Source organism: Thalassotalea marina (assembly GCF_014656435.1).
GTDB classification, from domain to species: domain Bacteria; phylum Pseudomonadota; class Gammaproteobacteria; order Enterobacterales; family Alteromonadaceae; genus Thalassotalea_C; species Thalassotalea_C marina.
The window spans coordinates 266,198-282,382 of record NZ_BNCK01000005.1; the positions used below are offsets into that span (position 1 = coordinate 266,198).

The window sequence follows — 16,185 nt, forward strand, 5'->3', positions numbered from 1 at the left end:
TGTGAAAGGGTAATCGTGTTTAAACAAGTTAATACAATTAAACACTTGCAAAACTTCTTACGATTAACGACATTTATCAAAAACTTAACAAATAAACTTAAATTATTTATGACAGAACCCTCAAATAAAACAACACAACTTATCAACGATAAAGAGAGACAAGGCATCATTGACGATGCAAGCTTAGTCGTAAATCAAATATTCGAAGCCTCTAATAATAAGCACTTTTTGCAAGGATTAGACTATTACTCTACTGATAAAGACGCCTATTTTGTCAGTGGCGGTGCAATTAAAACGTTAGAGCAACTAAAATCGTCATATGCTATTGCCGGAGCAAGTGTAGAAGATTTACATAATGATATTTTAGAATGGAATATCAAGGTATTAAGCCCTGAGTTAGTTTCCTTTACCTTACCCGTTCAACTCAGACTAAAGTTTAAAGGCATCAAAGAATATACTGGGCAGATATTTTGGTCCGCAGTATTACAAAAAGTTGGAGAGCAATGGCTAGTAGTGCAAAGTCATGAATCTTGGTTAGATGCAGTAGAAATGGCACAAGCATTGACCGTAAAAGAATAGTTTTCCCATAATTTGAATAACTTAAGCAGCTGATTACTTGCTGTTCTCAGCCGCCCTATTTTTTCAATAGTCTTTTTATTTAAAAAAGATCACTCTCTTGATAAGCCCTTCAACGACTTCATAAGTGACAGTCACGTTTAGTTTGTAGCTAATGTCGTCAACATGATGCTCACAGCCATACACTTGCTCATGATCTGTTAAAAATCGACCTTCTACTATTCGGTTTAACGATATCGCCTTCAAACACTTTAATGCAGCAAATTTACTGCCATAGCTAGTCTTTAACGCTTCTTTGCCTTTAAACCTTAAAGTGTTTGGGAAGTCATATATTTCTATATCATCATGATAAGTTGCTAAAAAAGCCTCCATATCACGATTGTTATATGCTGCTAACTGCTTATCGACAATATCAATAACTAAATGGCTTTCATTAATTGTCGATAAATTAACGGAATCTGAGTCTAATGTAGCATTAGGCATGAAGCCGCCTTGTTGCTTTTCCATAAATGATTATTTCACAATATAAAAAACGTAAATATACCATAGGTCAACCAAGAACGGCTCATTGCCACAACATGTTGTGGCTTTAATTAATAAATGGTAAAGCTGGCACCACTTTCTTTTAGTGCCTGATAAAAATCTTCAATTTGGCATTGTTCTTCTAGTTGGCAAATTACACGGTATTTTTCTATAGCCGGTTGGTAGCCCTGTTTCGCCGCTTCAAATAGCCAATAAACTGCTGAATCAATATCTTTATGACCTTCAATTCCTGTTAAATAAAGCTCGGCTAGATGTGTTTGTCCTGGTGCATAACCTAGTTTTGCTGAACGTTTTAACAGTATAAAAGCTTTATCAAACCTATCTTCAATATAGGTAGCTTTTAAAAACGCCATTGCTTCTGTATTTTCTCGCTTGCCCGGTACAAAAAGCCATTTTTGTTCGACAATTTCAAGCTTACTAACTACATTGCCATCTATCATATAAGCTGACATATTTTTCCCAATATAGCTGAGCTCTGGTCGAATAACGCGATAAATAAATCCTTGTTGAAACAGTTTTTCTATTTCAGCGTAAGAAAAGTTATGCCGTCTGTTTTCAAAATAATCGTCACGCGTTGTATGCCCCATACTCACACCAGTGCTTAATGTCGACCTTTGCGGATAAAAGAAATTACCATAAACCAGAGAAACGGTGTCCCCTGTAATGTCGACTATTTTCGCTACACGATATTTATGATCAGGGCGAACCTCACCCGCAGATTTTTGATAATCGAGATAATAAAAATCATGCACTTTAGGCGTCGTAATATTAGTTTTACTTTCACGATGTTGTTGTTGCTCATCAGAAAAGTAAAAAGTCAAAAACATCACCATTAAAAAGCTACCTGTAAAAGTACTTAACAAACGTAACTTGTTAAAAAATGCCAGAGCAAAACTTGAAAATATTAATTTGAAATCAGTGGAACTACGAGAGACATCGCTAACCGCTTTACACTGCAAACAACGGACTTGAGTATTACGTTTAACGGGAAACATGGGAAGGTACTCAAGAAAATAATAACCATAAGTGATTATCGAATTAACGTTATGAATGTGGCCTCCGCAGCATGAACACTGCAATTTGTCAGTTGTTCCTAAACATAATGTCGACTCTCGATAATCCATTTTCTAACCTATTATTATTTCCACTTGTTTATTTTTATAACATTCGTTTATAAATCAAACAAGTTAAATTACTAACTTTTTCGTAGATCGAAGGATATTTCGTTTACAACGGGTATTCATCACTCTTTACATAAGCGAATAAACTTGTGAACAGCGCTTTGAATAAAGCGCTTGTTTCAGAAAACGTACTACTTGATGACCTTAGCTCGGGCTAATTTAAAAGCACAAATGGCCAAAACAAATGCGATAATGCCGCGAGGCGCAGGATTGGTGAAATCTAAAGCGACTGCAGTTGTGTATGACACGCCAATGTCAACCATTAACCATCTGCTATAAGACGTGATGTCATCATCCCACATGGATGGCGCATTGGGAAAACTATACTCACCAACAAAAAGCCAACACGCCGCTTGTACTATCAAAAACACTAAAGTTGCAATTGCAAAAGCTTTTTTGAACGGCCAACGGGGGCCTATGATTAATTCTTTTTTATTGGTTACTTCATTTAAATCTGCCATTTACACTTCACTCCCTTTTACAGCAACAACGAATAGCTTTAATCAATTAAAGCGCTATTAATTCTGGTGATTTTAGGTATAAATGTCAATTGAATCATAGAAGTAGACAGAAGAATGAGAGTGTGTTCACTTTTTTATTTACTGGTATAGAAGTATGTTAACTGGATTCTATAAGTTCTTACTTCAAGAACTTAACACGGTAATCAACAACAAAGATACGTCAATATTTTTTACACACCATTTACAATACAGCAACATAAAAAGAACAACCACTTTATTTTCAATAACTTAAATAATAGGCCCGATATTTGCTTTAAATGTTTTTTTTAAACAACATCTCAGGAAGTTAGTTTGCGTAATATTTTAAAAAACAAATTGTTAGGCGTTTTCGGTATTTTTATTGCTTGGTCAATAAGCGCCAATGCATCCCTGATACAAAACTACGATAAAAATGGACAACTAATGGGCGTCGATAATATAGGCGTTTATAATTTCGATATCGACGATTGGATCTTATACGACGTTAAGTTTGTCGATGGTAAATTTCAAGATTTATTCGGAGTTTCCGGCGAGCAAATAGCAGCTACTGATTACACAGATGCATTAATGTTTTCATTTGCCTTACAGTTTAGTGTATTTGAAAATAACAGCATTTTGAATACAACCCCTTCGCTTGTAAATGGTTGCTCAAGTACAATTAGTTGTACAATTTTGTCCCCCTTTCACTTTTATCCTAATGATCAATTTAGTAATGCGTTCTCATATAGCTCGCTGTTTACCAACAACGCAACTAGTGAAAATAATAGGCTTTTAATCCAGCAATATATTGCCAATGTAGATTTAACAAATAAGTCCGATCAAACTTGGGCAAAGTGGACACTAACGAGTGAACGAAGCAAAGTAACTGTACCTGAGCCTTCAAGTTTCTTGATAGTATTTGTTGGTTTTATATTGTTCTTATATCGTAAAAATAAAGTTGATCAACTTTTGCGATAAAGAAGTTTAAATAAACATAAAGGATAGTCATTTCAATGGATTGAACTATCCTTTTTATACTAATTAGAGTCTATTCTTCTATTAATACTATCGAACACTTCGATAATATCACGAGAAATTAAAAACCAAACCGACAAATGCTTTAACCAAATTTAAAAAATTGTAGGTTGGCACTATATTCATAAACTATTTACTACAGAACAAGTCAACCGAATTGAAACATTAAAGCCGTCGCTTTTTACACAAACGGGTCACTTACTATTTCCCAAAAATAATAAAAACAGTGCAGAATTCCTTAAACAGTTTAATAAAGGCTTATCAATGTTAAAGGCAAAAGGTCGATTAAAAGAATTAAATGAAAAGCTTAATCAAGGATATTACTCTAAGTGAACTTAAAAAAAGGGCGGTGACAAATGAGAACTATTTGTCCATTTTCTATATACTGTTTATTTACTTTCTACATACCTTTTATTTACCTCGTCAGTTTTTTTACAAAAAATTAACGTCTTGTTTTTTTATACTTAATTATCAACACCTTAAAAAAGGTACAATATTTGCTTAGACAAATTAAAAATTACAAAAAATTAAATTAAGGATGTAAAAATGAATCAACTTAGGTTATTAGCCTTATTGTTGTGCTGCTCAATTTTATCTACAAGTGCAAATGCAAATATCATTAAATATACTTTAGAGGGAATATTAGAAGATAGTCCTAATTCCACCGATGTATATTACGGTGGAGATGGCGACCCTTTCAATACAACAGACGATGGAACAAAATTTACAATCAACTTTCAGATAGGTGAATCAGAACTCAATATTAAAAGCACACATATGACTGAATATGGGTTATATAACAACTATAAAGTCCAAATGAAAGGTTATGACATTACTCCCTATGTACCTGAACTCTACGTCGGTTTCAGGCCCGCTGTTTTGAGTAATGGAAGTTCGGACTTAGATTCAGTTTTTGTTGAGTTAATCATTGGCCCTTCATTCCTTAACTTAAGTAAAATACATGTAAGTATACTAGCGAAAAACCTTTTTAGCGGTGATTTGACTAAGCCTGCCATTAATCCAGATTATAAAATTTTGGGTTCGGCTTCTAGAAATAGTAAATACGTACTGAGAGGTTTAAGTGTTAAGTCTACGCAAACAACCCCTATTCCCGAACCATTAACTTTACTAACATTTGGACTTGGCCTTTTATTGGTAAGAAGTAGACTTTTCAGTAAAAGATAGTCCACATATTAAAGATAGTTACTCTGTACGCGAAAAGGGGACGGTGACAAATAAGACTGCTTTCGCGACCTTTTAAAAGAATAACAAATTGTTAAGCTTTTGCTTACTGTAAATTGGGGTCTGTCCCCTATTTACCATGTCCCCTATTTACCACCGATCATTACGATAGCTTCAGTTTGAGGGTCGTTTTGGAACATTTCCAATACGTCTGTAAATTGGGGTCTGTCCCGTATTTTCACCGAAATGACACAGATTTCTAAACACTACCGTCGGTAACAAATGAGAATTATTTGTCACCGCCCCCTTTTTAGACCGCTTTTTTGGATTAGTTTATATGTTTATTTTTCCAGCGTTGCCTTAATGCAATCAAAGCCACTCCAAACAATCCTATAGTTGTCGGTTCTGGCACATGTAGAACGTCACCATTTCTCACTGCCCATGCACCTTGAAAATAATTAAAATGAGCAACTTCATTCCCATTAGCTTCTTTGTTATAAGAATATGCGTGTGAAGAATTGAGAGCATCTTCCGTGTCTGTCCAGTAATTATCAATATTGTTATTAACGTTAAAAAAACTAATCGTGTCCCCTGAATTTATATCAACAAATGAAGTTTTTAATGGTGTACATATATCAGGATCAAAACAGTTATTTCCTAGGTTGACATGAAACATGTAGATCAATTCCGAAAATAAAGGGTAAGTCTGGCTAGCATTTAGCGTAATAGTTGGAAGCCTCCAATCATTATACCCACCAAATGTCAGCTGTTCTGCCCACTCTTTAGCAACTAGAAAGTTCATCGCACCTTTCTGGTCAGCTTTTAAATAACCAGATGTTACTGCAAGGTTTGTATCTTGTAACCAAGTTACATCAAGGACATCGTCATAAATCATTCCGTTTCCACGGTCGATTAAGCCTGCATTAGCAACAGATGAAACTGATAAAATTGAAATAGCAAGAATTTGATGTATAACTTTGTTTGTCATAATTTCCATAATAGTTATGAATTAAATGAGCCTTTCAGCAAAATACACACCATTATTTTTTTACTTAAATATCAAAGCACTAGCTTAAAACACTTAACGAATGTTAAATAATTGTAAAAAACACTGACAAAAAGCTTAACCTAAAATATAAACTTTATTTTTCTTTTAAGTTGATTTCGATTTCAACTAATAGATGAATTACCTTAACTCATACACAAAAAAGGCCGCTTTCGCGACCTTTTAAAAGAATAACAAACTGTTAAGCGCTAGCTTACCAACCTGCTTTCTCTTTAAGTGCAACACCGATATCAGCTAGTGAACGAATTGCTTTAACACCATCAGCTTCTAATGCAGCAACTTTACTTATGACAGCCGTTAGCAGTACCTTTGCCGCCCCCAATATTCACAAGACACAAAAAAGGCCGCTTTCGCGACCTTTTAACAGAATAACAAATTGTTAAGCCTTAGCTTACCAACCTGCTTTCTCTTTAAGTGCAACACCGATATCAGCTAGTGAACGAACTGTTTTAACACCAGCAGCTTCTAATGCAGCAAATTTCTCATCAGCAGTACCTTTACCACCAGCGATGATAGCACCAGCATGACCCATACGCTTACCTGGAGGAGCAGTAACACCAGCAATGTAAGAAACTACAGGCTTAGTTACATTCGCTTTGATGTACTCAGCAGCTTCTTCTTCAGCAGTACCACCGATCTCACCGATCATAACGATAGCTTCAGTTTGTGGGTCGTTTTGGAACATTTCCAATACGTCAATGAAGTTAGTACCTGGGATTGGGTCACCACCAATACCAACACATGTTGATTGACCGAAACCAGCGTCAGTTGTTTGTTTAACTGCTTCGTAAGTTAATGTACCTGAACGAGATACGATACCTACTTTACCTGGCTTGTGAATGTGACCTGGCATGATACCGATCTTACATTCGCCTGGAGTGATAACACCTGGACAGTTAGGACCAATCATGCGAACGCCAGTTTCTTCAAGCTTAACTTTAACGTCAAGCATATCAAGCGTTGGGATACCTTCAGTGATAGTAACGATTAACTCGATACCAGCATCGATAGCTTCTAAGATAGCATCTTTACAGAAAGGAGCTGGAACGTAGATAACTGTTGCTGTTGCGCCAGTTGCTTCTACTGCTTCACGTACTGTGTTGAATACTGGAAGACCTAAGTGCTCTTGGCCGCCTTTACCTGGTGATACACCACCAACCATTTGCGTACCGTATGCAATAGCTTGCTCTGAGTGGAAAGTACCTTGACCACCAGTGAAACCTTGACAGATAACTTTAGTATCTTTGTTAATTAATACAGACATTATTTGCCCTCCGCAGCAGCAACAACTTTAGTTGCAGCGTCAGTTAAAGATTCAGCAGCGATGATTGCTAAACCAGAGTTAGCTAATACTTCACGACCAGCTTCAGCGTTAGTACCTTCTAAACGTACAACTACTGGTACTTCAACACCTACTTCTTTAACAGCACCGATGATACCTTCAGCGATCATGTCACAACGAACGATACCACCAAAGATGTTTACTAATACTGCTTTTACGTTGTCATCAGAAAGGATGATTTTGAATGCTTCTGATACACGTTCTTTTGTAGCTCCACCACCTACGTCTAGGAAGTTAGCTGGCTTACCGCCGTGTAAGTTAACGATATCCATTGTACCCATTGCTAGGCCAGCACCGTTAACCATACAACCTACGTTACCGTCTAATGCAACATAGTTAAGTTCCCACTGTGCTGCATGCGCTTCACGCTCGTCTTCTTGTGAAGGATCGTGCATTGCGCGGATTTTTGGTTGACGGTATAAAGCGTTTGAATCAACACCGATTTTGCCGTCAAGACAGTGTAAGTTACCTTCTTCTGTGATAACTAAAGGGTTGATTTCTAATAATGCGAAGTCATGTTCGATGAACATGTTGCCAAGACCCATGAAGATCTTAACAAATTGCTTCATTTGAGTAGGGTTTAAACCTAATTTGAAGCCTAATTCACGTGCTTGGTAAGCTTGAGGACCCACTAATGGATCGATCGCTGCTTTGTGAATTAAGTGTGGTGTTTCTTCTGCAACTGTCTCGATGTCTACGCCACCTTCAGTTGAAGCCATGAATACTACGCGACGAGTACCACGGTCAACAACCGCGCCCAAGTATAATTCGTTCGCGATATCAGTACAGCTTTCAACTAAGATTTTAGCAACTGGCTGACCATTTGCATCTGTTTGATAAGTAACAAGGTTTTTGCCTAACCAGTGTTGAGCAAATTCTTTGATTTCTTCTTTGTTGTTTACTAGCTTAACACCGCCAGCTTTACCACGGCCACCAGCGTGAACCTGTGCTTTAACAACCCACATATTGCCGCCAATTTTGTCAGCAGCTTCAGCAGCTTCTTGAGGGGTATCGCAAGCGTAACCTTCAGAAACTGGTAAACCATATTCAGCGAATAACTGTTTCGCTTGATACTCATGCAAATTCATGGTGTTTTTCCAATTACTATTTGAAATGGACTTAGCGCTATACCCTATCGAGTATTTGCACTAAACGATTATAATTGTGGCCGTGATTATATAGATAAAACTTAAGGGATTAAACCCCTTAAAATGAGTTTAATCAGGAATTCATCTGATATCGCATACAATTGTATAGTACAGACGACAAGTAATTGATAATTCCTTTACTAATCAAGGCATACAGCTCGATTAACTTTACTTGTTGTTAACAACTTTTCCTTTACAACTTTAGTCGAATAGTTGCTTTATGCAATGTGAAATGCTGAGAATAGTAAAAGAAATTTAGGATCAAAGTACTAATTCTTTCGTGAATAGGTTTTTCTTGGTATCAGTGAATGGAATTTAATACTTATTTAAATTGCAGCAAGAGCGATGATGTTACCATCTACCCTTGCTGCGCATGAGTTATGGCTCACAAACGGTTAAGTTAATAACATCGAGCTGCGTATCATCATGTTGGAATTCATGGGTAAAGGTGCCTTTTCCATCATCTGTACTGATCGTATATTTTAGTTCCGTGTTATAAACACCCGTCAGTGCAGTTGCTGGCAACAACACGTTCAATTTTGCTCCGTCAACCGATGCTTGTTTGTTGATCTCTGTTAAGAACAATAATTGTGGCGTATCAAGTGTTATGGTTCTGAACGTTAAACCAACTTGGCTACTACCGCTGTAACCATCACAAGAGGTCAGTGTGATTTCTTTCCATTGATGAACAGGTAACACAAAATCACCTAAATCAACATCACCCTCGTCATAGTTCATTAAATTTAAGTTAACTTCAGTGCGAAACGTGTACATTAAATCAATAGAATTGAATACACCGTCATTTTCCCTTTCACTTTGTAATGTCAGTGAAAATTCACCATTTGCATTGGTTTCTACTTCATTGCCACGTAGACCACTTACGGAAACATTTGCAATAGGATTCCCTAGTTGGTCAACAAATCGCCCTGAAATTACCCTTGTGAATACAGGTGTTTCCCGCACAATGAGCATGGTTTCCTCAATAGAGTCTTGCTCACCATCATTAACGATAAGTTGAATGATATATGAGCCATTTTCTGTTGGGGTAAAGCTAGCTTTTGAACCCTGAGTCGTTAGGCGGCCAAAAAAATATGTTGGTTTGCTTTTTATTGACCACGTATAAGTCAAAGATTGATTATCACTGTCATAACTCTTACTGCCATCAATAACAACAGTGTCATCGCTGTAAACGATTAGGTCTTCAGGTAAAACCGCTACGGGAATAGTATTTTGTACTACTGTCACAGTAACGGCATCAGCATTTGAGTACAATTGGCCATCATAAACTTTTAAGTTAAATACATACTCGCCAACTACATCTGGTTGAAAGGTAAAATCACTACGAGTATTTAATGAAGGATTGTCTAAAGTATTGTATCCGCTATTTTCAGGCCTTGATGCCAAACTCCACTTATAACGTAGAGGCTGTTTTTCAGGATCAGTACTTGCTTTGCCATCGAGAATTGTAGTGTCATTAACATTCATCGTAATATCTGTGCCGGCATTAGCTACAGGAGCAACATTTACATTGACGACATTAATTTGAGCGACTTTTTCACTGCTTGAAACACCATCAGACACAAGCAATTTTACATCATAGCGCCCTATTACATCGGCAGTAAATTGAGCCACTTTGCTATTTGTTGAGAGGGTTGCACTGCTTGATGACGGCTTATCCCCCCACCGCCATTGATAAGTTAAAACATCTCCATCAGCATCATAACTTTTACTGCCATCAAGCGTAATCGCTTCACCTAAAGTAAAATTACGCTCATCAAATTTAACCACGGCTACTGGAGCGGTATTTTGCGTTAAATCATCTACTTTAATGATAATGGATGTACTGTTATCTAAATTATTATCAACGTGTGTAACTGTGAGTGTTAGTTCGTACGTACCAGAAACATCGGGTATAAAAAATGCCCTTGGTTGGTTATCATTCTTCGTTTGTGCTTGGCTGTTATCTGGTTTGTCGGTTAATTGCCAACTATAGTTGATTCGTTGGCCAATTGCGCCAGTACTTTGTTCACCACTAAACCAAAGTACAGAACCTACTTTACCGGTAATAACACCTGCGATTGAGGCTTCAGGATAATCTCTAGTATGAGGGTTTATTTTAATGGTTTGTTTGGTGGTATCTGATAACTTACCATCACTTACCGTAAGTTCTACCGTATAGTTTCCCCACATTTCAGGATAAAAATGAAACGAGCGCCTCGTAATAACTTTATCGTCATAAACTGCTTTGCCGTTTTCTGTTTTAATTCTAAATGCTATTTGTACACCATTTTCATCAAAAAACTTCCATTGATAAGTTAGCTCATCGCCATCGGGATCTGAACTTTTATCACCGTTTATTGTTATTGCGTCAAAAGCAGTAATTTCCAATTTATCTGCTTCTATCTTTGCTGTTGGCGCTTTATTAACCTGCGCTACAGAGCCAGTATCAACTTTATTCGAACCGCCTCCGCCGCCACAACCTGATATACCTATAGCAAAAGCTACAGCGACAACCTTTACCCACAAACTATCCATATTTGTTTCCTTTTTATATTTGTCGATTACTAACGACATTCGACCTTTTCCTCAATAATGTATTTTCGATGCACCTGAGCCAACATTTCATTTGTTTACAAGTGTTATGCATGAAAGGCATATTTTATTGAATTAATTAAGATTTTCTGTATTAAAAAAGTGACAAATTATTGCAGATAAGTGACAAAATGTGATGTTGAACCACCTTGGCGTAAATGGTCAGCCCAAACGCCATGGCAGTGAGAAAGAACTAAAGGAAATAGCTACTATATATGAACACGACTGGCGGAATTTTTATTCTGGTTTTAACCAGCCCTTTTCTACCGATAATTCAATTTGTTCTAACACAAATTGCCATAACTTAGGCGCAGATTTTTCTAAATATTGGTTGCGTTTGATCACTTGTGTTTTGCTGACACCGTGTTTCACCCAGCTACCACCTTCATTATTGATGTTTTGTAACAAGGGTAAGATTCTATCAATCGCTTTTGCGTATTGCGCATCTATGCTTTGAGCCGCTTCGAACTCTAGCCATAAAGACTTGATCTCAATAAATTGTTGTTCTGGTAATAGTCCAAAGATTCTGTCTGCCGCTGCTAGCTCCTTTTCAGGTTGGCCATCTAATGCAGTTTGATCTGCAAAGGCAAAAGTGTCACCCGCATCGATTTCAACAATATCGTGCAATAACAGCATGGTTGTTACACGCTGTAAATCAACGCCGTCTTCAGCATAAGGACTCAAAATTTGCGCTGTTAGTGCGATGTGCCAACTATGCTCAGCACTATTTTCAAATCTGTTGTTGTCGCTTTTTACCATGGCTTGTCGGTAAACCGCTTTTAAGCGGTCAATTTCTAATACAAAGTTTAATTGCTGTTGCAGATTACTCACTAATATCTCCTAGTTAACCTCAGCTTCGCATAAGGAAAGTATCTCACAGTTAATCAAAAGAAACTGCTAGATGAAGTGGAATTGAAAGGTAAAAAGCCACTTACAACTTTTATACAAAGCCTTACAGAGTATAACGACACTTATCGTTAAAATACGGTCAATCATTCATCAAGGTAATGCTAAATGAAAGTTACAATTGAACAAGGATGGACGCTCGAGCACGCTGTAACAATTGCACAGCTGTATGATAAAGCATTTGGTGATAAGTTTTCAGCGGTAATTAATGATAAGCACCAGCGTATTATATTACTGGCTAAAAGTTTTATGCCAAAATTTTCATATGTTGCACGTGTTGAAAATAAAATCGTTGGATTAGCAGGCTTTCAAACAACTAAGGGCTCGCTAACTAGTGCAATGACGGGCCAATTACTGCTAAAAGAGCTTGGACTGCTTAAAGGATTAAAGGCATGTTTACTGTTTAGTTTGTTTGAACGAGAAGCACAATCGCAGGAATTAGTCATGGATGGTATCGTTGTTGACAGTGACTATAGAGGCCTAGGTATTGGCTCTAAATTATTAGATGCAATTATTGAGTACGCAAAAGACAATGACTACCAAAATGTTAGGCTTGATGTAATTGATACTAACCCGCGTGCTAAAAAACTGTATAAAACAAAAGGATTTTACGAAACCAAAACCGAGCATTTTCCCTATCTAAAAAGTCTTTTAGGCTTTTCAGCTGCAACCACAATGCGTTTTAATTGCCAATAAACTTCTGTTAATGAAAAAAGCCATCTTTTAGATGGCTTTTTTCCTCTAAACTCGTTTTAGTTTTAAACTAGAACGACGCTTTAAATGCTAAGGTATATTTTCTACCCAAGCGTTCAACCGTACCAAAGAAGCCTGCAGCTAAGTCAGATGGGTTAGGCTCACGTTCAAATATATTATCAATACCAAAACGAACCTGCATATTGTCATTCATAAAGTATGATAATGAAGCATTGTGAATAATACGAGGCTTGCCTTCGTATTTGATTCTATCGTTTGCATCTAAATAAAATTGATCACCCGTCACACTATAGTTTGGCGCCGACTGGTATGCAGTACGCCAAAATGCTCGCCAATCACCAATGTTGTAAGTAACATCAAAGTTAGCTGTTAAATCTGGACGAGCCCAACCACCAACAGTGCGGTTTGCAGGTCTGGTGTTAACTGCTTGTAATTGGTTTTTCAGGTTTCTAGTCATATTTAAGTTAATATCAAATACACCTAGAGCTTGGTCATTATAAGATTCATCAAACACTGACAACGCATTCGCTAAGTCAAACTTATAAAATATGTTATAAATGATTGATTCAAAGTTAGAGGTTGCGGCATTCAAATTAAGCTCAGTGACATCAATAACCTGACCTGTTTCAGGATCACGCTTAAACTGATTACATGCACTTACATTTGGGAAATCCGTTGCATCGTAACAACTTTCTGCTAGAAGTGCGAAGTCGTACGATTCAATGCGATCTTTAATTTCAATATTATAGTAATCGATTGAAATTGTTAAATCTTCTACCCAACGAGGTGTGATTACCGCCCCGTATGTATAAGACTCTGACTTCTCTGCCACTAAATCAGGGTTACCTTGTGCAAAACCTTTGATTGTTGCATTAGTAATGTTAGACGTAAAGCTATCAGGGTCTGCAATACCGTCAGCAATACAGTTAGCACGACGTACATCCGGGTTAGGACCATTGTTAACATGACGATTATCACATGGATCCACACCATCGACGAATGCTGTAACTTTAGGTGTAAACAACTCTACAAGAGATGGTGTTCTTATACCGTTAGAGATTGTACCTCTAAGTGCGACATCTTCAACAGGAGAATAGCGAAGACCTGCTTCCCACGCCGTTACATCTTCGTCATTATTAAAGCCATTCGGGCCAGTTACTTTGTTATTAACCTTACGAACTGAACCTTCAACTTCCAATAGATGAACACCTGTAATATCCATGTCATTTGAAACTAATGGCACTAATAACTCAGCAAAAAACTCTTTGGTTTGAAGCTGACCTTGCGTTCTAACAAATGGAGAAGAACGAGTAACACCCAATGTCGTGCCCAAACCAGGAGTAAAATCACCTTTTTCTTGGCGCGCTTCATAGCCCACAGCAAACTGTAACCAACCAGCAGGGAGTTCAATTAAATCACCCGATAAACTTGCGGTAATTACACGCTGATCTATGTTTGACGACGTAATGTTAGGGCCGCCATTAATAAATGCCAAAGCTTCAGTAGAGGCTACACCTTGTCCAAATAAGTTTAACGGCATACAACCTGTCACATATGGAAGATCTTCATCAGTAATACCACTGCCTGAAGCTGGTTTGTTGAAATCCGATAAGTTGCCTGCTGCGTTGTCGATATTCACCTGACAGACAATATCATTTAAGCTTGCTAAAGCAATGCCACTTCCGCCTGCTGCGTTAAAATGCGCAAGGGCGTCAGCAGTGTTAATAACCCCATCACCATTAAGGTCAGAGCCTGATTCCATTAGCGACTCGACGACAGGCGCCAACGAGTCAGCACTTAGTCGAACAGCATCAATAGCATTAATAAATCTACCATCTATGATGCCAGCATCACGAGACTCGATATCTGCTTTACCAAAGGTCGCTCCAATTTCCCAAGAAAAATAACGTTCACCTAGCTCAAAGTTACCAGAAAAGCCACCGTAGTATCGCCACGTATGGTTTTCTGTAGCATCTTTACCACCACCAACAATATCGTTGTTAAAACGGTTTAAACTAAACGTGTTTAACCCATTAGCAGACAATACGCCACGAGCTTGATCTGTTAAAAATGGATTATCAATATCCATTGTTACAAAACTAGAGGTTCCAGGGAATGGAAAACTTTGAAAGCCCCCTTGGTTTACTAATTCTTCTGCTCTTGAGTTTAAGTAATTAAATTCCTGAGAAAATCTTACTCTGTCATTAAAATCATAGTGGCTGTTTACTGAAATAACTGTACGCTGCAATGGTGACCTTAATTGGGATACTTGGTCAAAGAAGTCTTCACCACAAGTACCACCATATGCAAAGAAAATAGAACCTGCTGGTGTTTCCCCTGGTTCACACGTTTCCAGGTTACCTTGAGGGTTAAATTGGTAGAAGTTACCATCTGCTAACTGGCCACGACCAACAGAAGGTGCAAAAAAGCTACCTGGAGGAGCGATAGCACCACCAGCAGTTAATAATTGAACAACTTGTGGAAATGGAGATAAACGTCTAAATGAATCCGGATCACCATCTCCATCGACATCATCATTTACACCATCACCGTCTAAATCTAATCCGCCATAATTTAGCCAAGTTAAGTCTTGCGACGTGTAAGCAGGACGTGCACTTCTTAGCATGCCGTCTTGATGGGAATGTTCGACTGAAAATACAATATTACCGCGATCATCATCAAAATTTGTCCCTGTTACAATTTGAAACTGACGTGTTTTTCCGTCACTTTCATCTGTTTGACCTAAAGTAGTTGAAAACTCAAAACCTTCAAAGTCATCTTTTAGCTGAACGTTGACAACACCGGCAATAGCATCAGAGCCGTACACCGCAGCACCGGCCATAGGTACAATTTCAATGTTTTCAATTAAGGCGGCAGGAATTGCATTTAAATCAACTTGTAAACCACCTGCTGCGCCAAATGAAGTAGGCGCATTTGACGAAACAAAACGTCGGCCGTTTACCAAAGTTAGAGTACGTTGTGTACCTAAGTCGAATAGATCAACAAAGTTTTGACCAACAGAAAAGCCGTTGTCACTGGCTCCATTGGGATCAACCCCATTACCAAACATTGGCGCTTCGTTTAATGCATCTGCAACGTTGGTAAAGCCGCGTTTTTCAAATAGCTCTACATCAACATTCACTGACGGGCGAATGGTGTCAGTGCCTGGACGAGCAATTTTAGAACCAGTAACCGAAATGCGCTCAATACTTTCCTCTTCTGCTTTTTTATCTTCGGTTTCTGCTGCAAAAGCGTAAGTGCTTATACCGGCAGAAAGACAAGCAACTTTAATTGCCGCAGTCAATAGATTTAATTTTCTCATGATTTTAGAGATTCCCTGTAATTAATATGAATGTTTGTGTCCTGTTTTTTTAATATAATTCTATTTGTTAATATCGACTTATTTTTGTAACAAGCCTGT

Annotated in this window: 14 protein-coding genes; 4 read left to right on the forward strand and 10 right to left on the reverse strand. The window is 37.7% G+C overall.

The features are described 5' to 3' along the window. Positions 1-15: 15 nt before the first annotated feature. Positions 16-579: a hypothetical protein gene (locus IE199_RS12800; protein ID WP_189771104.1), complete on the forward strand. Its 564-nt coding sequence runs from the start codon at positions 16-18 to the stop codon at positions 577-579. A 75-nt stretch (positions 580-654) separates the two neighbouring features. Here the strand turns inward: IE199_RS12800 and IE199_RS12805 are convergent, their stop codons facing one another. The 3 genes from IE199_RS12805 to IE199_RS12815 form a co-directional block, all read right to left on the reverse strand. Beyond that, complete coding sequence (locus IE199_RS12805; RefSeq protein WP_229854698.1) at positions 655-1,083, reverse strand: nuclear transport factor 2 family protein; 429 nt, start codon at positions 1,081-1,083, stop codon at positions 655-657. Between the two features lie 86 nt (positions 1,084-1,169). Next, positions 1,170-2,243, reverse strand: a complete 1,074-nt coding sequence (locus tag IE199_RS12810; RefSeq protein WP_189771105.1) for a tetratricopeptide repeat protein — start codon at positions 2,241-2,243, stop codon at positions 1,170-1,172. A gap of 188 nt (positions 2,244-2,431) precedes the next feature. After that, positions 2,432-2,761 (reverse strand): hypothetical protein, encoded by a 330-nt coding sequence (locus IE199_RS12815; protein ID WP_189771107.1) that lies wholly within the window; start codon positions 2,759-2,761, stop codon positions 2,432-2,434. A 351-nt stretch (positions 2,762-3,112) separates the two neighbouring features. Between IE199_RS12815 and IE199_RS12820 the strand changes: the two genes are divergently transcribed. Further along, positions 3,113-3,757, forward strand: a complete 645-nt coding sequence (locus IE199_RS12820; protein ID WP_189771109.1) for a hypothetical protein — start codon at positions 3,113-3,115, stop codon at positions 3,755-3,757. 603 nt (positions 3,758-4,360) lie between these two features. Further along, the gene (locus tag IE199_RS12825) at positions 4,361-4,999 is read left to right on the forward strand and encodes a hypothetical protein (protein ID WP_189771111.1); all 639 of its coding nucleotides are present in this window, start codon (positions 4,361-4,363) and stop codon (positions 4,997-4,999) included. A 325-nt stretch (positions 5,000-5,324) separates the two neighbouring features. On the opposite strand, the gene IE199_RS12830 is transcribed toward IE199_RS12825, so the two are convergent. From IE199_RS12830 to IE199_RS12855, 6 genes are all read right to left on the reverse strand, one after another. Beyond that, a complete protein-coding gene (locus tag IE199_RS12830; RefSeq protein WP_189771112.1) occupies positions 5,325-5,984 on the reverse strand; it encodes a PEP-CTERM sorting domain-containing protein in 660 nt (219 codons plus the stop codon). A gap of 271 nt (positions 5,985-6,255) precedes the next feature. After that, complete coding sequence (locus tag IE199_RS22085) at positions 6,256-6,384, reverse strand: hypothetical protein (RefSeq protein WP_268245322.1); 129 nt, start codon at positions 6,382-6,384, stop codon at positions 6,256-6,258. Positions 6,385-6,453: 69 nt separating this feature from the next. Continuing rightward, positions 6,454-7,326: a succinate--CoA ligase subunit alpha gene (sucD, locus tag IE199_RS12840; RefSeq protein ID WP_189771114.1), complete on the reverse strand. Its 873-nt coding sequence runs from the start codon at positions 7,324-7,326 to the stop codon at positions 6,454-6,456. Further along, complete coding sequence (gene sucC, locus IE199_RS12845) at positions 7,326-8,492, reverse strand: ADP-forming succinate--CoA ligase subunit beta (protein ID WP_189771116.1); 1,167 nt, start codon at positions 8,490-8,492, stop codon at positions 7,326-7,328. The genes sucD and sucC overlap by 1 nt, the downstream gene beginning before the upstream one ends. 438 nt (positions 8,493-8,930) lie before the next feature. Beyond that, positions 8,931-11,126, reverse strand: a complete 2,196-nt coding sequence (locus tag IE199_RS12850; protein ID WP_189771118.1) for a PKD domain-containing protein — start codon at positions 11,124-11,126, stop codon at positions 8,931-8,933. 255 nt (positions 11,127-11,381) lie between these two features. Continuing rightward, positions 11,382-11,975: an HD domain-containing protein gene (locus IE199_RS12855; RefSeq protein ID WP_189771120.1), complete on the reverse strand. Its 594-nt coding sequence runs from the start codon at positions 11,973-11,975 to the stop codon at positions 11,382-11,384. A gap of 183 nt (positions 11,976-12,158) precedes the next feature. Here IE199_RS12855 and IE199_RS12860 point away from each other — a divergent pair, with 183 nt between their 5' ends. Beyond that, the gene (locus tag IE199_RS12860) at positions 12,159-12,746 is read left to right on the forward strand and encodes a GNAT family N-acetyltransferase (protein ID WP_189771121.1); all 588 of its coding nucleotides are present in this window, start codon (positions 12,159-12,161) and stop codon (positions 12,744-12,746) included. Positions 12,747-12,813: 67 nt separating this feature from the next. Here the strand turns inward: IE199_RS12860 and IE199_RS12865 are convergent, their stop codons facing one another. Further along, positions 12,814-16,086 carry a TonB-dependent receptor domain-containing protein gene (locus IE199_RS12865; protein ID WP_189771123.1) on the reverse strand — a complete coding sequence of 1,091 codons (3,273 nt, stop codon included), beginning with the start codon at positions 16,084-16,086 and terminating at the stop codon, positions 12,814-12,816. Positions 16,087-16,185 lie beyond the last annotated feature (99 nt).